The following is a 21,801-nucleotide window of genomic DNA, read 5'->3' as shown; positions in this document are numbered from 1 at the left end:
TTAGTTGCCGAACAGAATCGATCCGAAGCTTGTCGAGCTTCCGGTCGTGCTCGCCGTGGTTGACGTCGCTGCAGAGCTCGACGAAGAGCCGGTTGCCACGGTCGCCGCCGTACTGCCCGAAGCTGGCGCTGCGCTCAGCCCGAGCACATTGGAGTAGGAGCGAGACGAGCCGGTCAGAGAATAAGTGCCAAAACTGCCACAGGAGGAGCTTGTCTTGATGGATGAACTCGTGCCCAGAATGGCCGCCAGTTTCGCCGACAGCCCGCTCGTGAAACAGGTATTCGTGCTGTTAATGTTGGAGATCAGCTCCGACATTTGGCTGTTGAGCGCCGAGCAGACCTGCTGCTGTGCCGAAGCGATCGCCGACGTAATCGCCGACGTCACTCCGCTATAGACCAGACCAGCTAAGTCCGGGATCAAGTTCGACAGGTCGAACGACCCCATCAACGCCGCCGAAATGCAGCTGCCAGAGCCGGAGAAAAACTGCGCCGGATTGACCTTCGCCGCATCGATCATGTGGATCTGTCGCTGCACCGCAGCGTCCGCGGCCTGTGTCACGAGGCAATCCTCGGCTTCCTCGGCGCCCGCGGGCGCCGCTACCAGCCCCGCGAGCAGCAGGGCCACCGCAATCGACCGCTTCATCACAGTGCCTCCTTCTCTCGCTCGAGCGCTCCGCGCACATCCTCCACCACTTGGACCACCCGGGCATCGAATAGCCCGACGACGTCCAGGCTTCGCCGCGTTGCAGCCTCCTCGCTCTCGGCTGAAATGCGAATCATGCGTCGGATCGGCTCGACCACGTGGTCGAGAACGACGCTCCCCGGCATTGTGCCATCATCGGCATGAAATTCTGCCATTATTGCCACTCTCCGATACGGACACGCCGCGACCCGGCCAATGCACCGGAGATTACAACGACATGGGGCATGAAGCCATGCACATCCGCCGGATTTGCGACGCGATCAGCGATCGATTTCCAAATCGCAACATCGTTGGCGCGCGGAAATGCGAGGGTCAGTCGGTCCTGCTCGCCGATGCGGTCAAGCCGTGCATATCCGCCAGCTCCTCCGGCGCTAACGGCTCTGCGGCAATCCGGGTCCAGCTGGGGTGCAGCATCCGCCAGGGCGAGAAACTGACGGACTGCGTCCTGAGCCTTCACCCGGGCTTCCTCGTCCGCTTCCAGCTGGTGCCGGGCCTGCTCCGCGCCCATGCGACGCTCGGCTTCGCTTATGGCCCGACGCAGGCTTGCGAGCGAAAAGCTCGCCTCTCGCCGTGAGGTCCGCAGCAGGTGGATGAGAAGCCCTTTTGGCTTCTGGCCGAGCAGGAATGCGGCTATGGCATGCAGCAGCAACCCGCGACCATAGCGTTGTGCACCGGAGGCAATCAGAGAGGGGGAAACACCTGGGCCAGTAGCACTCGGGCCGAACAGGTCTGGCAGAACCACCTCAAGGTCATTCGAGCTCCAGTTCTCTGGCAAGGCGGCAAGGAGAGCTGCGATATCCTGCCCGTGTTCGAGATGCTTTTGGAGGTCGCTACTGCGCAGCGTTTCGATTAGGGACGCAACCTCGCTTTGCGGGAAATCCAAAAAATCTCCAGCAGAATCCTGGTCAGTAGAATCAATAGAAATAGATTCTATATCTCTATCTATTTCTAAACTAGAGTCCTTAGAGTCATAGAGGGGCGAACCGCCGAAATCCTGGAGGCTTGACTCCGATTTTCCGGCAACGTTTCCCAGCCTCATACACGCCGATTCGCGGGACACATCATCCGTCCCGAGGAACGAATTGCGCCGCGGGGCGGCGGGCGCGTCTCCGACGAACGTCGGAGTGTCAGCCTGAATGTCGAACCCCACCATCCTTGCTGTCGCGGTCAGATCGATTGCCGCGCGCCGACCCGCTGCGCGGACTGCCAGCCCCATGTCCCTGAGTGCGCCGAGAGAGGCGCGCACGGTCGAGAGACTGCGGCCGAGCAGTCGTCCCAACTCATCGACGGTGATCTCCGCCAGCAGGTGACAGCCGATAATCTCCAGCTTCGCCGCGCCGGCGATCTGGAACAGCGTGAGCCGGTCCAGCCCGGTGGGGCCGGTCCAGATCGCCATTCGCGAGAACAGGTCCCCGCGTTCCGAAAGCGTCAAAAGTCGTGCGTTCATAAGCTCCTCCGTGGGGAGGAGAGTGGCGAGCCTGAGGTGTCCACGAGTGCAGACACCAGCCACTAATACCCACTTGCGCGCAGGCAAAGTTCGAGTATTATCTGAGAGCGACGTTCTCAGAAGCACTGTGGTTGGTGTCTGTCTGAATTGAGGGGCTCGAAGGCTGCAATCCTTCGGGCCCTTCCTCGTTTCTAGGTCACCCGGTCATCACATCTCCTTTGGTCAGATGACGTTGCCTGCACGCTCACGGTGCCGTCTTAGGCGTCCGCACGCAGGCCAATGGTTAAGAAGCTCAGATTCGCGGCCCGCCGTAAACGACGATGGCTGACACACTGAAATCATTGTGTCTTTTGCAGTTGCCGACCGCGAGATCATCGCCAGGTTCCTCAAATTGTTGCCGACTCAGGGGGCGGCGTAAGTGCCCTGCACCGGAGCCGGTGCCATGTCCTTTTCGTCCTCCATCTTCAGGGTGGTGTGTTCCACGAGCTCCCGCTCCATCTCGCGGGTAATGGTGCGAACCTCCTCGAAAATGGCCCGCAGGGGCCCGTGGAAGGAGAGGCTGCGCTGGTGAGCGCGGGCATGCTCAACGAGCTCCTCCATACCTTTCTGATCCGCGATTTGGCCGATGACACAGCCTGCCCGTGGTTTCACACCGGCAATCGAGCTGCGCCAATTGATGGCGTCGGCGGCCTCTGGAAGCCCGCCCTTGGCATGCGTCAGAACGCAGATGAGGCCGTTGAAGGGGACGACCACGGCGCCCTCGCGGTCCCCCGCCATTTGCTTCGTGAGCGTCTGCAGGCGCGAGGAGAAGACGCCGACGTCAAGGGATGAGTCACTCGCCTTGCGATATTCCACAGGAGCATCGGGGGCAGCCTGGAACGGGTCGCTGCCGACGCTCACTGCGGCCGGCGCCTTGCCCGCTTCCACGATCGCGAGCCGCAGGCGCTCGATCCACCCGGGGGTCCTGTCGTCGACATTCAGGAGCAGGTCGCGGAGCTCGTCGGCGTGCAGGGGATCGACCAGAGCCAGGCTGACCTGGGAGACCGCACCCACCAACGCGGCGTGCTGTACGGAGAGCTTAGCCTCGATGGTCTGCAGCCGCTCCTTCTCCCGCTGCACGAACGACGATTGTTCGCCGTAGCGGCGCGTGAGGTCCGCCATGCCCCGGGTGCTTTGTGCCCGCGAACGCATCGTCTGCGAGATCTCCTCCATAGACCGGAGCACGGAACAGACATAGAGGAGGAGGGCGGGATTGTCTGGCGCGGGCGCCGTGCGGGCTGCAAGGCTCTGCTCTAGGGACGCATTGAGCTTATCGAGCTTGGAGTTTTTCAGCAGCACCGCATGACGGATCTCACCATCATCCGTTGTATAAAGAACCTTTTCGCCCAATTTCTGCTGCACCGCCACCGCCACCGCCTCGAAGATGTTACCCTCAAGCGAGAAGCGGGTGCGCGTCCGCTCGCCCTGCGGAGCGTGCCTGAAACAGCCCTCCATTAATTGGCGCTGGACGTCAGGATTGAAGGTCCCTGCTTCGACGTCTGCCGACCCCTCCTTCAAGGACTTCAGGAGGGCAGCGTGCTCGTGGCTTAACCCCTCTGCCATGGCCACCAGGAGCACGCCGGCCGGCAGCAGCGGGCGCGGTCCCCAGACGGGCGGGGTAGGGGGCATTGCCCCCGTCTTGCGCGCTTTCTCTTGCTCCTCTTCCTGCGCCCGGCTAGCCGCATAAATGCTCGCGAGCGAGATGGTAAGCGCATGTTCTTCGCCGGGGACGGCGAAATCGATCTCCCATTCGCCGAGGTTGAGTGGCCGGTCAGTGGGAAAACGAACCGTCTGCACCACAGCAGGAACCAGCGTCAGGTCCGACATGTGCATATCGGCCCAGGCGCCGAAAATGCCGACCTCCCGCACCTGCTGGACCAAGTCCGGCTGCACGCCAACGAACCGCCCTGGCTCGATGTCCTGCACTATATTCGCTAGGTAACGGGCCTTGTGGGCCGCCTCGACGATGTTTCTTTCAAGCGATGAGGGTTTGTCCAGGCTGCCGCGCCGGTTCCATATCTCCTGTGCGACCTTGCTGGAAACCGCCTCAAGCCCGAGCGAGCCGAGCCCTTCGTCGCGGTTCAGCACGCGGTCGAAGAGGCTGGCCTGGAAGTCGATATCGCCGTTGCGGATAGCTTCCAGCTCGGGGAACTGCTCATCCAGCCCCACGTAGCGTCCGCTCTCCTGCGACCAGCGCTCACGGGTCCGTTCGACGCGCTCCATGACCTGCTGGAATGAGGCCGCGCGCACTGTCTCCCGATAGGTGATCTGGTTCAGCACCAGGGGCTTTTCGGCGAGCGAGTCCGACCTGCGATCGCCTGCGATGAGCTGGCGCAGCTCGCGAACTTCCGCACCCCACTCGTAGCGGGACAGCTTGAGGGGATTCTCGCCCTTCGCCTCGAGCTCCGCGACCATCAGGCGAAAGGAACTCTCGATTTCCGCCATGATCTGGATCTGCGCCTGCGACGGCAAGATGAGCAGCCGCCCCATAAACTTGCGGGCCATGCCCTCCCAGCCCCTTGCGCTGCCGCTACTGCCATCGCCGCCGACGTCGATGTCGAAGCGTTCGGCAAGCACTGGGTTCGCGGTCAGGAAATTGAAGACCACCCGATCACCGATCGGGTTCAGGATGTCCGGCGCGTTGGAGAGATCCGTCGAGCTGTCGCGCGTCGCGCGGCTCGCGGAGCTGAGTGACCGGTTCTTGCGATTGTACATCGCGCACAACCTGTCCTGCGCGACGAACCCGGTCATCGGCAGACAATATTCGCCGGCCACGATCTGCCCAGTACGATGAATGCGCCCGTCGAGCTGTCGCTCGTGGGTGATGTCCGCCTGCAGCTGCAGCTTGATCATCTTCCGCGGCCGCAGGTCCCCACCATTCTTTGGGGAGGCCTGGAGCGAGATGCCCGAGGACGCCGATCGGTTCATTGCCAGGACGTCGATCGCGCCGGCGTTGAAGTCGCGGGTGATGTCCTGCACCCGGGGCTTGTCGCGAGCCTGCACCTCGTAGGCGCCTTCGTCGGTTGGCACCATGCAGAACTTGCGCCGGGTGAGCTCCGCCATGGACAGCCCGTAGCCGTGGAGCTGCTGGCGGATCAGGTCCAAGCCGCTGGTCGTAAGGTCGCTGAAGTCAGCGGTGCGCACCCGCGCCTTGAAATCTTCCAGCCATCCGTCATGTTCATGCAGATGCCGCTTCTCGACCACTCCGAAACCGTTGCGGATGGTGATGTCGAGCATGGCTTCCGCATTGCGGATCAGCATGTCGCCGACATTCGGCAAACGATCGAGACCCTTACCCTCGACAGGCGTATCCTCGGCGGCATCATCGTCCACTTCCAGATTGCCGCTCCCGTCGCCAAGCATGTACTGCACCATGGCGTCGCCCACGTTATCCACAACCAGCACCGGCTTGCGCCCGTCCGCTACCGCGCGCAGCGCAAGCTCGCTCGCGAACTGGCACGAGAACGCACTCAACATGTATTGAGCAATGGTATGGAAGCGTGTCGCCGGCGATACGGAGCTGCACTCGGCGCGGCCGACCTTTTGTCCCCTCGCTTCCGCTTCCTGGGCCTGCGCCTTGACGGCCTTATTGATCACTTCGGCCTTGGTCTTGACCTCCCCGCTCTTCTCGAGCATTTCCGCCAGGAACTCCGAGACTGCGTCCATCTTTTGCCGCAGGTGCTCGTATTTCTCGGGGTTGAGATCCACCAAGTTGATGAACTCCCGCACCACGCCGCTCTGGTCCATCTCGCGCGAAATGGTGGTGCCCGCCCGCGCCATTTCATAGGAGATGGCCTCCTGCATCGCGAGCGGAGACAGTGCCACCAGATCCAGGAGTTTTTCGCTGCCCATGCCGAGTTCCGGCAGGATCGGCGCGTAAACCCTGATGTTATTGAGCGACTTCAAGGGTGTCGCCGACGAATATATCACCGTTGCGCGGTCGCCTTTGCTAACCGCAGGATGGCTGGTGGCGGCCGCCACAAGCTTCTGGGTGAGTTCGCCGCAGCGAGAGGTATCGCCGGCGGCGCGGTGGCTTTCGTCGATCAGTAGGGCAGGCGCCTTCTCGAATCTGGTCATCCAGTTCGCGATGGCCGCAGCTTTCCAGTCGCCGCCCTGGGCTCCGAGCTGGCTGTAGGTGCACAGCACTAAGTTGACCCGTCCGGCCCCCGACGTGGGAATGCCCTTCTCGCGCGCAAGCTTGGCCGCCGCAGCGTCGTGGCCGAACAGGAGCTTGGGCTGTCCGTTCTCGTCCACCGAAGAATAGTCGATGATCCGCGCTTCTTTCGCATTGTTGAAGATGAAGGGCCGGATATGCTTTGGCAGATCGCGCAGCCCCAGGCCCGTCACGTCACACAGATCGCGCGCGACGAGGTCCTGGAACAGGTCTGGCCGTTCGCTGAAGAAGATGATGGGTCGATCTTCGAGCAGGGCCTTGCTGATGTGCGCCGCCAGGAAGCGCCCCTTGCCCACACCCATGGAGTCGGAATTCAGGAAGCCCTGGCCGCGCTCGATAGCCGCGAAGCTCAGCGCAAGCGCATCCGTCTGCTCCGGGCTGAATCGCTCGCCGAGCGCGGCGACCGTTTCTTCCGGTGTGTCGCGCAAGAGCCCGAGACGCGCGGCCACCATCTCGTCGATGTCGCCGTACCGACGCGCAACTGCGGAGAGCGCGGCCATGGTTGGCCCCGCCAGCGAGCGTTGGATGCGGGTTGACGATTCCCCGACCTTGGACAGCGGTTCGTAGATCAAAAGGAAGGGGTCGTCGTCCTCCCTGAAAGTCTCCACGGGAACAGGCTCCGGCATCGCGCCCACCACTGCGGCTTCTGCGGCTTCAGTCGGCGCCGGTGTGGGCGCATCCGTTTCGACAACAGGAACCGCGCCAGCGGAGGGACTGACGGGACGAGCCACACCGCCTCGCGTGTCCCCCGCGGCGGCGGGCCGGGGCCGCCGACCACGCGCAGCCGGCGCATCGCCGCCCGGCTGCGACCCGGTCGGGGCGGCGAGGACCGGCTTCCCAGCCTGAGCCACCGCTGAAGCATCCCGCGCTCGGCCGGACACCGCCGCCAGTGCCGCGGCTTGCTCCTCCTTTCCCCACATCTGCAGCCCGGCCTGGATGGCCTGGTCCCGGGTCCACTCCGCGCCGGACGGAGACGGGTTGGAGTGGCGTGTCGCGACCCCGCCGGGGTCGCGACGAACGACCGTCCAGCCGCGACGGGTATCCTCAATGCGGATCATCGACGCATCGGCGAGCAGCAACGGCCGACTTGCCACAAGGGCGCCAAAGGCTTCGGCGGGGTTCGCCGCCTTAGCGGCGTCCGACCAGTTCGGGCCGACCGACGCACCATCGGTACCGAGGGCGGATCGGCCGTCCACAACGGCCGCATCAGCTGCTGCACCGATGGACGGATTGCGTGCCACCAGCAGCGCGCGCATGTTGGCCGCAGCTTGCGCCGACCACGCATTCAGCTCGTCCAGATTCCGCAGGACGGGGATTTCCCGCGGCGCCAGTTCCACCGCCTCGTCCACCGACAGCGGCTCCGTGCGCCGCGGCCCGATGGCGTACAGCTGAACGTTGAACTGCGTCCCCATCTTTCGATACATGGCGCCGTCGAGCACGGCGGCGCCGGCAATGTCGTACATCGAGCGCATCCAGGCATCGAACGTTTTTCGTGCCCCTTCCAGGCGCCCTTCGGCGACGTTGTCGCCGGCCATCACCACGAACGCCCGGCCGTCGGCCCTCAGCTGCTTAAGCGCCTCGAAAATGTAGTAATGATCCGGGCGGGCGATCCTCAGCTCGCGGCCGAAGGCATCCACCGCAACGCTCGGCGCATCGACCTGTGTCGAGAAGGGCGGGTTCATCACCAGCATGTCGAACTCCCGACCCTTGCCGGGGCCCGCCGCAAAGGCCTCGAATGACCCTGTGAAGATCTCGGCGGCCTCGCCCAGTGCAGCTGTCGCTCGTCGCGCGCGGGCGGGGTCGATCTCCACACCCGTGATCTGCGCGCCCTGCGCTGCCAGCACGCTTACGAACACCCCGTTTCCGACCATCGGCTCCAGCACCGTCTCGCCAGTCGAGGGGTGGAGCACCAACGCCGCCGCCCCCGAAACCGTCAGCGGCGTCGAAAATTGGTCAAAGCGCGCGTTTTCCAGGCTTCGCGCCTTCCGATCCGGAAGGCGGGCGTTCAGGCCCTCGGCCACAATCCGCGGGTTCGCGCCGATGGACAGCGACCTGCTCACCGCCCGCGCACACTCCGCTTCCACGTGCTCGTGCCAATCGGCGAAGGTCATGCCCGCCGCCGTGCGCAGGTCAGCCGCAACGATGTGATTGTAGAGTTTTTCGAAGCTCGACGAATTGAAACGCCACCGGTCGAGAGACATCCAGTGCACGGCGCCGCGTGCGCAGCCGGCGAGCTCGTCTGATGTCGTAGCGCGCAAGAAGAAGTCGCGTACGTGGCCCCGCGGCTTCCCGTCCGGGCCTCGTTCCCAGTCCCGGAAGACACGCCCGTCGCTGTGCTCGGCGATCCGGCCGAGCGGCGTTTCCCGTACCAAACACCCGTACCTGGTACGCCCGATCTCGATCGGATCGAACACCGTTTTGCGGACGCCCAGCTGACGCGTGAACGTCAAACGGTGATTCACGAGGTCCTGCTGAGACACGGTCACGCGGCTCAGGCCCCGGGGCGCCAGCCCCAGGGCGGTCCACAGAGCGCGAGTGTCCAACTTTTCCTTCGGGCTGCACAACAGCAGCATGCCTTTCGCCTTCCGGCTTTCCACCTGAAGGGCGCGAAGCACCGGCATGTCCAGTTTGCCGACAACCTCGGCGAACGTATCCACGCTGAACGGGGCATTTTCCGAGATGAAGGTGGCCAGCGCGGGCGCGGGCAGGTCTTTGCCCTCGCTGGTCAGGAACGTTGCCGCGACGCCATGCGATTTCAGATTGGGCAGGAGCACGGAAGCCATGATTTCCTCACGCAACAAAAAGGCCTCGGCGTTGCCGACGATAATCCCGAATTAGCGCCTGAAGCGGTGCTGGTGTGTGAGCTCGGCCGCCAACTGATTAGGCCGGCAAGGAAGGGGATAATCCATACGGCTGCCAGACAATCTGGATCTCGCAGATCACGGTTGTCAACCGATGAAAATCGAATAAACGGCCACAATGATGCGGATAATCCACATAATGATGCCATATCTCTCTCGGATTCCCGCGCTGACGCGATGGCGGTCATGGCGATTCTCGCCGCATCAGCGCAATCCCCGCTCGAGCATCTCGCGGTCCACGACCCGGTCCAGTTCGCCGACGGCGTCGAGCACGAAGGCGTGGCCTTGCGATAGTGCTCGATAGGTCGCGAGGGCGGTCGCCATGATGAATTCGCTCTGTGCGCGCCGGTCCGCCGCCAGACGGCGGCTCTGGGTAAAGCCCACGAGTCTGAGGCCGAATACACCATCGTCATCGACCGCAATGTCGACTTTGAAGGGGCTTGGCGAGAGCACCCGCTCCATGATCCCGGCGGCGGCGGCGGCGATCAGAGGTGACACGAAACGTGCATCGACCCAGAGAGCGGTCAGCCCCGGGCGGTGCTCCTCCATTTTCCCCATCAGCGCCTCCCGCAGCGCGGGGCTGCGGGAGGGGGCGCTGTCCGACCCCCGGACCAGCTCGAGAAGGGCCGCGCGCTGATGGTCGATGAAGGCCGCCGCATCGGCCGCGAAATGTCGCGTGGCGGCCGCCTCTATGGCGAGCTCATGGATGCGCAGCGCATCGATCGCCATCACCGCGTTCTCCACTGGCATCCCGCGACGTGACGCACATAGAGTGCCTGGAGCTGCTCATAAGGGCCGCGTCGCTGGCGCCGGCAATAGAGCAGATAGCCTGTATAGACCAGAATCAGGGGGAGCCCGAACTTCCAGAAGATGCCAAGGGTTGCGAATACGAGTCCGCCGACCAAAGCCACGGGCAACAGAGATCCATGCAGATCTCCCACAGTATTGATCGAAAGGGCTGTCCACCGCCAGCCGGTCCAGTTGTCCCAGTCAATGTTCCCATGTCCGCTCATGACTGGTCCCTCATGTTTCGCCTGGCGGCGACCTCACCGGACGCCAGGATTTGCTCCAGAACGTCCTCCGCATTGCAATCGAACCGATGGCCGCGCGCCTCGCTGTCCCAGCGGCCACCAGCGTCCCTTAGTACCCTGGTCACCTGTTGGTAGAGCTGGATGTCGCGGAACGCCGGCAGCACCAGGAGCCGGCCATCGGTGACGGCGTCGCGCAGCGGCGCAAGAATGTCCTCTGACAGACCCATGTCAGCCCCCGGCCGCCGCGCCGCGCCAGAACCTCTCCCGCGCCACATCCAGATGTACGAAGGTCGCGTAGAGCCCGATTCCCCCGGCACCAGCCACCGCCCCGGCGGCGGCCACCTGCTGCGGCGTGAACGGCGGGATCCGCACGTCGGCCGCCTGAGCCATCATATGGCGCGAGTTGCGCGCGGCCCCCTCGATGGCCGCATTGCTCTCCGGCGTCCGATACCCGCTCTGCAATATGATTGGGACGGCCGAACCATGGACCTGCGATAGCCCGGTCTGTACCCGGGCCAAAACCTCGATCAGCGCGGTGTTCATGGCGACGGCCGCGTTGCTGCGATAATCGCGCATGGCCCATGACAACGCCGAAAGGCCGGCAGTGAGCCAAGCGCCATCTGGGCGGCGAAAGTCCGCGAACACCTCTTCGCCCGACTGACGCCGAAGCCAGATGGCGGTCGGCCAACCGCCGCGCGCCTCGAGGGCGCGCCGCATTTCTCCCGCAATAGAATCGGCGAGGGCAGGGGGTGCCGGCAGGAAGGCCAGTAGGGGGCTCGTCACAACGGCCCCGATTAGACTACGTCGGGAGCTCGCCATGACCAGGCCTCCCTGCCGGCACTATCATCGACGCGGGCGGCGCCGCCAGGCGCCCGGCTTCCGCTCGATATCCATATCGATTGAGGGCCATGATCGCTGTTTCGACCGTGATTGCCCCCTCCTCCAGCTTGCGTGCGACCGTATCGCACATCGGCCGGCCGCCTTCGCCGCGGCGGATGATCTTCAACATGGTCGCATATGAGTGCCGCGGCCCGGAGCTCTCCACCTCCGCCCGCACGCCCTCATCCATGACCTGCCACTCGCGCAGGCAGACGCGGCCGCCGCCCATGCGCGGGACCAGCACCTGCGACACAAGCAAGTGCGTGTTCGACACGATGTCAAAAAAACCCTGGTCCTGCATGTCGCTGGGGAAGCGCTGGGTCAGGCGCCGAAACACATGGGCGACGCTCTGCGCATGCACCGTCGCGTAGACGGGATGCCCTGTGCTGGCGGCTTCTGTCGCCGCGGAAATCGTCTCGGCGTCGCGCAGCTCCTGGATCTCGATCAGGGCGGGGTCCCGCCGCATGGCGTTGCGGACCGCCTCCGCGAACGACTTCACATGACGAGGCACCTCGTGCTGGACCAGCGTGCAGCATGCGGATGGGACGCTCGAAAAGAGAAACTCGATCGGTGCCTCAAAGCAAATCAGGTTGCCGCGCAGATGGGTATTTCCGGCCAGAATGTTGCGTTTTAGGGCTGCGGTGGTGCTGGTTTTGCCCGAACCCGTCTCGCCGGCCAAGAAGACCGCCCCCTGGTGCGGAGCGGATTCCGCGACGATTTCCGGCTCCAGCTCCACTTCTTCCGGGGTGGGGGGTTGGTCCCGCACGTACCGAAGAACGATCTGCAGGCCCGCCTCGCCGCCCTCGAAAAACGCGGGCGTCGCGTTGACCCGAAAGCGATAGCGCATCGGGTCGCCGGCGTCGTCCACCTCGAGGGGATCGTCATATTGCACCGAGCAGTCTTGCGAGGCGGCCGAGGCCAGACGCGCCTCGACACTATCGCTTCCCGTCAGCGCCACCACGACGCGTCGCACTTCCTCGAGCTGCAGCCTGCGCAGCGTGATAGCGGCCGGCACGCCATCGATCTTCACGAGCACCGGTTGGCCGGGCTCAATGTAGATATCGCTCGCCCCGCGCTTGGCACAGCCAATTAGGAGCCGCCGGATCTCCTCCTTGGAGCCTACGTCATAAGGCATGTCGGGCTGCTCCACATGCACGCCAGTCCATTTCGACATGCTCAGGTCCTCAACGGAGGGGGCTCTATTGCGCCGCGACCCGGGCGGCCAGCTCTGCAAGCTTCTTGCTCTGCTGGTCCCCCGGAGTGAGCGCGAGGATGACATCCGGCGCCGCGACACTATCTGCAGGCTTCACCGTCGGCCGCGCCGGTACTGCAGCTGCGATCGGCGCCGGAACGGCCTTCGTCGTCGCCGGCGCAGCCGTGCTCCGCGCCGGAACGGATCGCTGCCCAAGATAGGCAGCGGGCGCTGCCTGACGAAAGGTGGGCGTCACCACAAGCTCAACGGTGGTGGCGCCCACCACAGCGCGCGCGCCGCCATCGGAAAGGGCCAATGCGCGTTGCTGCTGGGTTACCTTCGGCAGCGAGACTGCCCCGCGACGTGCCAAGTCGTGGTAAAGCTTCATTCCGGCGAAATCACGCTCCAGGCGCGCCAGGTTCACCTCGAACAGAGCGCGAGCCTCCTCGATCCCGTCGGCCCGTGCGGCCTCGGCGACCTCTTCGTAGGTCCGCCGCTCGGCCTCATTCTGCGGCAGGAGATCCGGTCCTCGGGAGGCGACCGATCGAGGCTGCACATCGAGATAGTCGCGCCATGTCGGAGCCGTCAGCGAGATGCGCGCAGGCACGGCGATGCGAAACGTCCCCTGAGCCAGATGTACCAGTCGGTCGCTCTGCTGCTGGCCGACCTGGCGGACTTCGGTAATCACGGGTGGAATGACAATACCATCCACCAGCAAACGGCGAAAATCGAAGCGGCCATAGAATGCAGCCGCCGTGCGCTCAAGCGCCAGATTGATGCGTCCGGCCTCCTCAGCGAAGCCAGTCCGGAGTCCAGTCTTGCGCGCGCTGCGGCTCAGTAGATCCGCCCGGATGCCGCTCGGCGCTCCACCCGGGGCATTGTAGCCCGTGACACCGCCCGGAGGGTCCACGAACGCGGGTGTTGTGCCTGTACCAGCGTTCGCCGCGGTACCTGATACGAACTCCGCCTGCGACTGGCCGGGACTCTGCTGCCCCATCCCGTACTGGCGTAGCGCTTGCTGCTGCTGGAGCATCTGCTGCTGCGCCAGTATCGGATTCACCGCCCCTACTTGCGGATATCCCGCCCCCGCTTGCGGATATCCGTACACGGCCGCCTGCGGATAGGGATACATCATCATCTGGCCCGATGCCGGCAGGGCACCGGGCCAGACCGACATAAGGGCCGTGGCACCGAACAGCAACATGGAGCGCCCAGGCACGCTCCGCGCGGCCAGAAGCCGTCGCACGCGGCTGGACACGGTGGTTCGGATCATCGATCGCCTTCCCCTTCGATCGCGCGAAAGTCCCCTTAGAAAGGGCCATAAGTGCCAAGATTGTCAACCAGAAACGACAATCGTGCCATATAATGACGTTTTATGCCGAAAAATTCGCATAAATTCCGTGCCTTTCTGTGAAGGCACCCGCTGCGCAGCTCACTTCAAATCAGGCGTCGATGCTTAAGGGGGAAAGAAAAATGCCCCGCCGAAGCGGGGCAAAAGGACTGGAGCCATCAGAGCACGGTTCTTACTTTCTACTCAACGCTCATGCAGCGCGTTGACCGGATCACACCTGACGCCGGAACTCAGCCTCGCGGCATGGCGCAACCGCAGGAACCGTGACCGAGGACGTGGCGACCAAGGCCGCCATGGCCACGAAGCTCTGTGCCTCATCGAGGGAGTACGCAACCCCCTGATTTAACACGTTATACCGGCCCATGCGGAGCTCGGCAATATCGTAGATGAAGTTCTCGCCGGTGTCGAAAATCGAAGCATGGAACACACGCTCGTCGATTTCGAAGTCCGCGGAACTGTACGACCATCCGCCGAATTGCATGGCGGCACCCCAGGCCCAGTCGTTGCGAGACGAGGATGATTCATGTTTCCCGATACTATCCATCCTGCCCTCTGTTGTGTCCGCGAAAACAGCCTCGTCGAGCCCCCTCATAACACGCCGCCTCGCTTTTGGTAGAAATGCGGACACTCCCGAAATGACAAAATCCGAGAACCCGCGATGAAAAATAAACAACCTGTACATTTGTGGTGTCAATACGGGTGAATCCGTGACGTTTCATCCCTAATGGTCTGGAGGGGGCTCGGAAAGGCCTCCACCGGAGGATGGGAGCCGATCATCCGGTGCGACGTTCGGCGCACGCATAGGCGATGAAGCCGGCACGATGTGAATGAGCCGCTGTAATAACGGAAGGGAATCCTGAGAATTCCCCGTTCCACGCGCAAAGTCCTTTAACACGGACACGGTTTCCTCCCCCAGAAAGCCCTGAGGGAGGGTAAGGATTACTTCCCCGGTGTCCTTCCGGAACTTAACGGGCGGTATCCTTTTGCGCCTTCGGCGGGGTGACTGTGAGTCAGGCTCCCCAGTGTTCTTAACCTCGGAAGCCTGCGAGATATGCGCTAATGGCATGGATGTGTGATTAGCATATGTCCGTAACGCATATACCAAGAACGCAATCAGGGGAGTTTTGGTGTGTGCAACTTGCAACGTCCTCGCCCCCGCGAGGGCCGCCTCGTAGATGTCCGCGTCCGCACCGGTCACGAGGATCGAGTCATAAGAGCTCCGCAGGAGGGTAAACATATCCGATACTTCGCGCGAAACGCCGGACACCGCGTCTTGAATCGCCAGCACAACATCATTCGCGTCAATTAGCTTTGTTGCAATGCTATCAGGCGTGCCGCAGATTGCATGAGCTCGAGACGCGAGGGCCTCCGATGCGCCACCCGCTATGGCGCCGCGGGACTTAATCCGAGCGGTAAATGCTGTCTCAAAATCGTCGTAAAGTGAAGGAACATGGATCGGTTGTGCACCTTGACATAGAGGTAACGTTGAAAGTGTGCCGCCATCGCAATGGAGCAGGGCCTGTGCTGGGCGGCGTAGGCGGCTATTTTCGGGCCGTGTCGCTTTCTGGTTGATGGTCTCGACCATCGCCGCCAGGCTTTGCTCATTCAGGTGATGGATGCTGTTCGGTCGCGGGTGCTCACGGGTGCCGGGCACCGGAGCGGCTATCTCGGCTACACGCCCGATGGCGCTGGCTATCCTGCAGGCCCGGTCCGCATCCGTGGTCAGCAAAACGAGATCATGGGTGCGAAACCCCGCATCAAGCCGCGCCATGGCCGTCAACACCAGGAGAGCGTCTTCCGACGCCATCGCAGTAGCGCGTGTAACGGGCAAGGTGGAGCCGGTGCGTTGGATAAACCGCCCGGGCGCCACGGCCGGACCGCCGACGCGCACGAGACCTCCCAGAACGCGATAGAGGCTGGGTGCGCCCTGGCCTGCGGCGATCGAAGCCTCTTCCCACGCCGTGGCGGCGCCGGCGACGAGACGGGCGGGGAACGTTATGGTTCGCGGCGCCTGATCCGCGTCAGGCGCAAGCACCCCGGCGGCGACCCACCGAGGTCCGATCTCCACGAAGAGGGGCAGCATACACTCACCTGTCCTTGAGCCATTCGTCTCTTGAGCCCAGCTCAATCGTTCTCATTGGCTTCGGCGAACACATTCTTAATGTCGTCGGAAATGGCCTTCTTCTCCTCCTCGAGGCGCTCAATGCGCTCGATGAAGGACTTGAGCTGTTCCTTGGCGAAGCCCGCGGGGGCAACCGACACCTCGTCCTCTGACATCATCTAGCTCCCTTGCTTGTCGGGGCCGGGCGGTTCTCCAGGTAGAAGGAGGCCGCTAGATCGCGGTCTGTAGGCAACCGAAGTTCTCTGGCGCTTTCCTTGGTCAAGCCGAGCTGGGAGAGACGCTTCGACCAGGCCGCCGCCACCACGGTGCGCGCCGCGATCATTTCCTCAAGAGTGATACCCTGCAATTCCGGGCACTTCGGGGCCACCGCCGGCTGCATCACCCGCCCCATGATCGCCCGGATGATGGAAATCGCTCGAGCGATCTCCATCGACGCGTGCTCCGGCCGCGGGCTGTTTTCCGGGCAAACGGACGCGCGCAGTAATGCATTCTCGCGCAGCAACGCATCGATGGTCGCCCGTTCGCATTCGAGCGTCTCGAACAAGACGCGGATATCGGAGGCCTGATAGGCCAGCAGCGCCACGTCGCGCAGGCCCGGCGCCGGCCGGAGTGCCGCGAGAAACCGGTCGCCCGCCGCCTCCTCGATCGACAGATCCTCCGGCGCGTCTCGTCCGGGGGCCGTCTTACAGGTATTCACCATCCGCCAAAGGCGGGCACGGGGGGCGACTTCGCCATCGCCGGGCGTGCGCGGCGATGGCGCGGCGCGGCCGGCGGATTCAGCGGGAACGCTCATCTGCCTTTTCCTCCTTCCACCAGCAATACCAACTGCAGTTCCTGATCCACTTGCTGCTGCTCCTTCAGGTCTTCAGGGTGATGACGCCCAACTCCGCCAGCCCCGCGACCAATCGGCCAAGGGCTGCAGCGGCCTCATTGTCGGCGGCCAGGCTTCGCGCCGCCGTCTCCGTGGTCAGGGGGACATTGCTGAACCCGAGACAAACCTCCAGGGCCGCAACATAATCTGCGGCCAGCTCCACCACCTTCACGTAGCTCGTGACCGCCTGCGCCATGACGATGATCTGGTTGACCGCCAAGCTCGTTGCGCGCCGACCGGCGCTGCCCACCATCCTCGGCCGGCTCGGGGCAATGCCATCCGGCAGATCCTCCGGCCCCAACATGACCGGCCGCTCCGGTGCATGGGCGATACGGCGGGCTTCTTCGATCGCCTCAGAGAAGCGAGCCCCGCGAGGAAGCCCGCTGCTGCTCCCCATGTCCGCGCCCATCACCTCTGCTCCGCGGTGCGCGCCACGCCCCGGGCTGCCACCGGCACGTAGGCCCGGGCCCGATGAACAGCGCACCAGGACTCTCCCGGCACCGTCTGTTCACCGCACACCATCATGTCCGCGCTCGGAGCATTCAGTGGCCAGCGGCACTGACGCTCGCCACTGAATTTGAACAAAACCCCGGACGTCGGGAACCGCGGCTCCGCTTGAACACGCTGCACCGCAGTAGGAGCAACCGCCGCCGGCCCTGGAGTTAGCTGGGCCCGCTCGTCGGTCGGCTCCAGGGCCTTATCCGCGCTCCTGGGAGCCGGTCGTGCCGCTGGAACTGCCTCGCTCCGACGCTGCAGCCGCCCCTCGGTGATAAGCCGATCCAGCTTTCCGGCGACGCCGCTCTTTGAGATCGCCTGATCCGGTAAGGACACCGCGGCCGCGATCTGCGCCAACGGGAGGCCTTCACCGTACATCCTGATGAGAGCAGAGGTTTGGGCCTCCGACCATGTCCGCAGACGCGGACGCAGGTCGATTCCGCGGGCGGCCGCTCGCCTGGACACCGAGTCCGGCGTCCGCGGAATCGACTGCCGTCGAAGCGCGGACGCAATATCGAGGGCAGTGACTCCCTTGGCCGCAAGCTCGGAGAGGATCTCATCCTCCCGGGGCGTCCATGCCACTCGCATCCGCATCGCTTTGCGCGCCATTTCACCCTCCGTTCCGCTGAACGGCTGCCTCAACCTTCTGCCGCACAAATTCGTCCGTCGAGACCTGCCGCTGAACCGCATTCATCGAAGCGCATCCGGCGACCATGAGTGCCAGCGCCACCGCGGCGCCCCTCACGAGCATCCCCATCACAATCTCCATCCATCCGACCACTCAAATTCGCAATGCCCGCATGATGCGACATCAAATGCGGCTCAGCAATGCGCATCGTCACCATAATTGGTCATTTATGCGTCTTTTTATGCGCGGAAACCCGTGTTACATCCTGCAGGGGACGGTAACGTAGGTTATGAGATGAAATCGAATAGCCGGAGCAACGCGACGCCACCGCTTAGCGGTGCCGCCGCAGGCGGGCGGAGCGAGGACACGGAACGGCGCTACGAGCAGCGGGCGAGGCGGTTCGTGGAGTGGGTAAAGACGCGCGGAATGAACCTCGACTGGAGGGCACTGGTGGCCGCCTACGAGGCACTCACGGAGGGCCTCAGGCCATCGAGCAGGCGGCAATACCGCGCAGCGCTGAAGTTCTGGATCGAGCGGTTCCGCGCGATGCAGGACGCACTGCTTTTCACGGAAGCCGCGGCGGATATCGACCGGGCATGGCGATCGCGGCAGCGGACAGGATCGGGGGAGGGGAGTGCGCGGCGGAACAATACGTTACTGCGTCAGATGCCAGAGGCAGTGCGGCGCCGGATTGCCTATCACCTCTACGGAGTGGGGACCGTATACGCGCTGATGGCAGGGGATCTTCTTCTTGCCACGCCGGTCCTCGGTCTTCGCCCGAAGGAATGGGGCTGCTGCTCTATCGAGGGTGACGTGCTCAGAGTGCAAAATTCAAAATATATCAAGGATTTACGAGCTAATGGCGAAGTGCGCACCCTGACGATCGACCGCGAGCAGGTCGCCGCCGACGAGATGGAGGCAGCGCAAAGGCTGATCCTCTGGATGCAGGGGCGGACCTGGGATGCTGCGCGAACCAAACTCCAACCTAGGCTGAAAGCGGCTCTTAAATCGCTGATCGACCAGGGCCTTATCGAACGCAAGTGGCGGCATCTGCGGTTTTATGACGGTCGACACCAGTTCTCGGCAGAGGCCAAGGCCACCCTAGAGGCCGGTAAGGGCGAGGTAGCGGCGGTCATGGGACATTCGAGTGCGCTGACGGCTGTCCACCACTACGGTCGGCGGCGACGAGCCGAGAGGCCATCAGCCGTTCAGCCGAGTGCCGATTCCGTTGCTGCCGTGAAGGCCAAGACAATCGATCGGCTGAACAAGATCATGCAACGGCGGGGAGAAAAGGTGCCAGAGCACTCGCTCCGGCAAGCACCCGAGCGAAATCGGGGGGCATTACCCTCCGAATAATCGAAATCCGTCCCAAATGCGCACCATCGGCTGTTCAGATTATCGTTTTTTTACAAGATGATAGTTCAAAAATCGTTCGTCTTTATGCGGGATTTGTCAATTCTGCGCATGTTTGCACATTATCGTTCACATCAGTCCTTTATTGTGCCATTATGTGCCTGTTTCATCGGTGGTGCTCGCAGTTTCAGTATCTGCGTGCACCTGAGTGCGCTTTGTCCATGTGTCGGTACCTTGCTGTTCAAGGTCTTGGGGCACCATGCAAAGCGCTGGATGTTTGGGACGCAGCCCCGTTCACCGATCCTCGGTGAACCGGACCGGAGATCGCGATGAAGGCGAAGTTGAGCACCGCAAACATTGACAATGCTGACCTCACGCCCGCTGACATGGAGGTGGTCGATACGGCCGCAGAGGTTGCAGGGCTGCATCCCCCGGCACTCGTGGCCGTCGATGACGGTCATTCTGAAACCAAGGTGGCATTCTTCTCCGGCGTGGATCGCGGCGAAATCCGCACATTTTCCTTCCCCAGCCGCACCGCGCGCGACCTGGTGGAGGTCGAGAGCTCGGGCGCCCAGGCGCCCAACGCCTATCGCGTGTCCGATGGAGCTGAGGAGGTCGTGACGATCCTGCCGCGTGGAAAGAACACGGAGGATGCCGGTGACAACCGCACGCAGGACTATCCCACCAGCGTGCGCAATCGCGTGGTGGTGCATCACGCCCTGCACGAGGTCCTGCCCCTTCTCGGCGCGCGTGGCGACGTGCTCAGCATCGGCACGACCTTGCCCTACTCGGACTTCTACCTGCCGGTGAACGGAGCCCAAAACGCGGCACTCATCGAGGCGAAGAAGACGAACATTGCGCGGGGCGTACATCTGGTGGATCGGGAGGATCTCAGCTCTCAGCCTTCACCGTATCGGGTGGCTCAACACCGGGTGTATTCGGAAGGGGTTGCCGCATTTTTCGACGCAATGCTGCTCTGCCGCGCCGATGGCACGATCACCGTCAATGAGGACTTTGCGCAGCGGTTCGCCTATGGGCCGGCGTTCGTGGTGGTGGATGTCGGCGGCAAGACCACGGACATCGTTTACGGCAACTGGAGCGGTCGATTAAGCGAAGCGCCGACGCTGACAGTGGCGAAGTCGGAGAGCATCAAAGCCGGGTGCCTCGACGCCTGTGATGATCTCGAGAGTTTCATCAAGTCGAAGTTCTCTATTCGCAACGTGGTGGATCCCGAGCGATGCCTGGTGGAGCGCATCGTGCCGCTCTACGGCAAAACGCGGGACATCTCCGACCTGGTGGAGCGCGCCATGAAGCCGCTCGCTGACAAGGTGCAGGAGGCAGTGTACCGGCACGCGGAGGACGGCAGCGCACTGTCCTGCGTCATCTACGTCGGCGGAGGCTCGCTTCTCCTGCAGTCCCACCTCGAGGGGCTGTTCCACCCCGACCTTATGGTCTTCCCGGACCAGCCGCGGTTCGCCAACGCGCGCGGCATCCTCAAGGTCATGAAAGCCACCAGCGGCTGACCGCAGGGGCGGCGACTGAAAGCTGAACGGCGACCCGCCGTTCAGAATGAAACGACAGCGCGGGGACGGCGAGGCGATGGCCCGAAAGACCAAAGGGGTTGCGGCACGTGGTGGCGCCGACAGCAGTGACGCAGAGCGGATCTACGGATTCTCGTTCGATACGAACATCCCGGAGCACAGGCAGCTGCACGGCTTCCTGACCACCCGCATCAGCGGCAGCCGGAGGCGCCATTACATGATGGACCTCATGCTGATCGGCTTCCACGTGGTGAGGGGGCAGCATGGCGGGCGGGTACCGCTCACCATGCCGAGCACCTTGCTTGCGGAACTTTCCGAAGACGACGCGGCTCAGGCGCGAGCGGCCGCGGCGCCACCGCCTTTCATCCCTCCGCCCCTTGCCCCTGCGTCTCCATCCAAGCGGATCCCTGTCACCCGAGCCGCATCGCCCGAGCCTGAGGCCCTTACCCGCGGGGCGTCCGGTGGAGAGCTGCGCGCGCCGCCGGCCGGCTCCCCGGTGCGAGAGGAGGCACCGGCGCCCGCCGCATCATCCGCTCCGGCCGTCGCCGAAGTGGGCCTGCTCGCCGCGCTGCGTGGATTTGAGGGCTGAGCCACATGGTCAAGTCACTCCCGACCATCTGGGCCTTTCTGGATATCACAAGCGCGCTGGTGGGGCTCACCAGCCTCGTCGCTCAGTTCTGGCCGCCGCTCGTCGCCGGCGCGGCCGCCGGCGCGGCTTGGGCTCTGCTGACCGCGATCCACCTAGGAATGGCGCCCAGCTCCGATGCCATGTTGGGCCTCTCAATACTCGTCACCACGACGCTCATAACCGTCGTCCGGCGTACCGCATGCCTGTTCGATCGTGGGCCCGCCATGAGCGATCCCCTTCGGGCAGGGCGGAGCAAGCGCCCCGGCGGGCCCTTCAGCGGCTCCTCTGCCCTTGCAGCGGCCACCCTCCTTGCAGCGCTTCCCATCGGGCTCAGCATCTCGCGGATGCTGCCGCTCTATCTCCTCGTGCCCCTCGGCGTCGTCACCGGCGGCGTCGTGATGGCGCTCAACATCATGGTCCATGACGCGGGCGAACGACCCGCGGCCCGCAAATAGGAGCAACTCAAGATGCGCATGATGTATTATAT

Annotated in this window: 18 protein-coding genes and 1 pseudogene; 4 read left to right on the top strand and 15 right to left on the bottom strand. The window is 63.6% G+C overall.

Translation table 11 applies throughout. From position 1 onward, the window contains the following. The 15 genes and pseudogenes from L0966_RS19630 to L0966_RS22595 form a co-directional block, all read right to left on the bottom strand. Positions 1-642 (bottom strand): hypothetical protein, encoded by a 642-nt coding sequence (locus L0966_RS19630; RefSeq protein WP_234053736.1) that lies wholly within the window; start codon positions 640-642, stop codon positions 1-3. After that, positions 642-857, bottom strand: a complete 216-nt coding sequence (locus tag L0966_RS19625) for a hypothetical protein (RefSeq protein WP_234053735.1) — start codon at positions 855-857, stop codon at positions 642-644. The genes L0966_RS19630 and L0966_RS19625 overlap by 1 nt, the downstream gene beginning before the upstream one ends. Then, positions 857-2,149 carry a hypothetical protein gene (locus L0966_RS19620; protein WP_234053734.1) on the bottom strand — a complete coding sequence of 431 codons (1,293 nt, stop codon included), beginning with the start codon at positions 2,147-2,149 and terminating at the stop codon, positions 857-859. The genes L0966_RS19625 and L0966_RS19620 overlap by 1 nt, the downstream gene beginning before the upstream one ends. 402 nt (positions 2,150-2,551) lie before the next feature. Beyond that, the gene (locus tag L0966_RS19615; RefSeq protein ID WP_234053733.1) at positions 2,552-9,145 is read right to left on the bottom strand and encodes a strawberry notch-like NTP hydrolase domain-containing protein; all 6,594 of its coding nucleotides are present in this window, start codon (positions 9,143-9,145) and stop codon (positions 2,552-2,554) included. A gap of 282 nt (positions 9,146-9,427) precedes the next feature. Further along, positions 9,428-9,952, bottom strand: a complete 525-nt coding sequence (locus L0966_RS19610) for a hypothetical protein (protein ID WP_234053732.1) — start codon at positions 9,950-9,952, stop codon at positions 9,428-9,430. A 280-nt stretch (positions 9,953-10,232) separates the two neighbouring features. Next, the gene (locus L0966_RS19605) at positions 10,233-10,481 is read right to left on the bottom strand and encodes a hypothetical protein (RefSeq protein WP_234053731.1); all 249 of its coding nucleotides are present in this window, start codon (positions 10,479-10,481) and stop codon (positions 10,233-10,235) included. A gap of 1 nt (position 10,482) precedes the next feature. Then, a complete protein-coding gene (locus L0966_RS19600; protein WP_234053730.1) occupies positions 10,483-10,971 on the bottom strand; it encodes a DUF882 domain-containing protein in 489 nt (162 codons plus the stop codon). A gap of 82 nt (positions 10,972-11,053) precedes the next feature. Continuing rightward, on the bottom strand, positions 11,054-12,307 hold the full coding sequence (locus L0966_RS19595) for a type IV pilus twitching motility protein PilT (RefSeq protein ID WP_234053729.1): 1,254 nt from the start codon (positions 12,305-12,307) through the stop codon (positions 11,054-11,056). A gap of 25 nt (positions 12,308-12,332) precedes the next feature. Beyond that, a complete protein-coding gene (locus L0966_RS19590) occupies positions 12,333-13,598 on the bottom strand; it encodes a type IV secretory system conjugative DNA transfer family protein (RefSeq protein WP_234053728.1) in 1,266 nt (421 codons plus the stop codon). 289 nt (positions 13,599-13,887) lie between these two features. Further along, complete coding sequence (locus L0966_RS19585) at positions 13,888-14,220, bottom strand: hypothetical protein (protein WP_234053727.1); 333 nt, start codon at positions 14,218-14,220, stop codon at positions 13,888-13,890. 177 nt (positions 14,221-14,397) lie between these two features. After that, on the bottom strand, positions 14,398-15,759 hold the full coding sequence (locus tag L0966_RS19580) for a hypothetical protein (protein ID WP_234053726.1): 1,362 nt from the start codon (positions 15,757-15,759) through the stop codon (positions 14,398-14,400). Positions 15,760-15,806: 47 nt separating this feature from the next. Continuing rightward, positions 15,807-15,953, bottom strand: a pseudogene (locus L0966_RS19575) (GapR family DNA-binding domain-containing protein); the annotation flags it as partial. Next, positions 15,953-16,591, bottom strand: coding sequence for a hypothetical protein (locus tag L0966_RS19570; protein WP_234053725.1), 639 nt, complete (start codon positions 16,589-16,591; stop codon positions 15,953-15,955). The pseudogene L0966_RS19575 and the gene L0966_RS19570, both read right to left, overlap by 1 nt. A 64-nt stretch (positions 16,592-16,655) precedes the next feature. Beyond that, a complete protein-coding gene (locus L0966_RS19565) occupies positions 16,656-17,078 on the bottom strand; it encodes a hypothetical protein (RefSeq protein ID WP_234053724.1) in 423 nt (140 codons plus the stop codon). Next, the gene (locus L0966_RS22595) at positions 17,078-17,752 is read right to left on the bottom strand and encodes a GcrA family cell cycle regulator (RefSeq protein WP_370640938.1); all 675 of its coding nucleotides are present in this window, start codon (positions 17,750-17,752) and stop codon (positions 17,078-17,080) included. The genes L0966_RS19565 and L0966_RS22595 overlap by 1 nt, the downstream gene beginning before the upstream one ends. A 466-nt stretch (positions 17,753-18,218) precedes the next feature. On the opposite strand from L0966_RS22595, the gene L0966_RS19560 reads away from it, so the two are divergent. From L0966_RS19560 to L0966_RS19545, 4 genes are all read left to right on the top strand, one after another. Further along, the gene (locus L0966_RS19560) at positions 18,219-19,148 is read left to right on the top strand and encodes a hypothetical protein (protein ID WP_234053723.1); all 930 of its coding nucleotides are present in this window, start codon (positions 18,219-18,221) and stop codon (positions 19,146-19,148) included. Positions 19,149-19,474: 326 nt separating this feature from the next. Continuing rightward, complete coding sequence (gene parM / locus L0966_RS19555) at positions 19,475-20,668, top strand: ParM/StbA family protein (protein WP_234053722.1); 1,194 nt, start codon at positions 19,475-19,477, stop codon at positions 20,666-20,668. A gap of 76 nt (positions 20,669-20,744) precedes the next feature. Then, complete coding sequence (locus L0966_RS19550) at positions 20,745-21,275, top strand: hypothetical protein (protein WP_234053721.1); 531 nt, start codon at positions 20,745-20,747, stop codon at positions 21,273-21,275. A 5-nt stretch (positions 21,276-21,280) separates the two neighbouring features. After that, positions 21,281-21,769, top strand: coding sequence for a hypothetical protein (locus L0966_RS19545; protein WP_234053720.1), 489 nt, complete (start codon positions 21,281-21,283; stop codon positions 21,767-21,769). The last annotated feature ends 32 nt before the right edge of the window (positions 21,770-21,801 follow it).

The organism is Xanthobacter sp. NM-59 (genome assembly GCF_021401125.1).
In the GTDB taxonomy this organism is placed as follows: Bacteria; Pseudomonadota; Alphaproteobacteria; order Rhizobiales; family Xanthobacteraceae; genus Xanthobacter.
The sequence above is the reverse complement of the archived record's forward strand: the minus strand, read 5'-3'. Positions and strand labels throughout refer to the sequence as shown.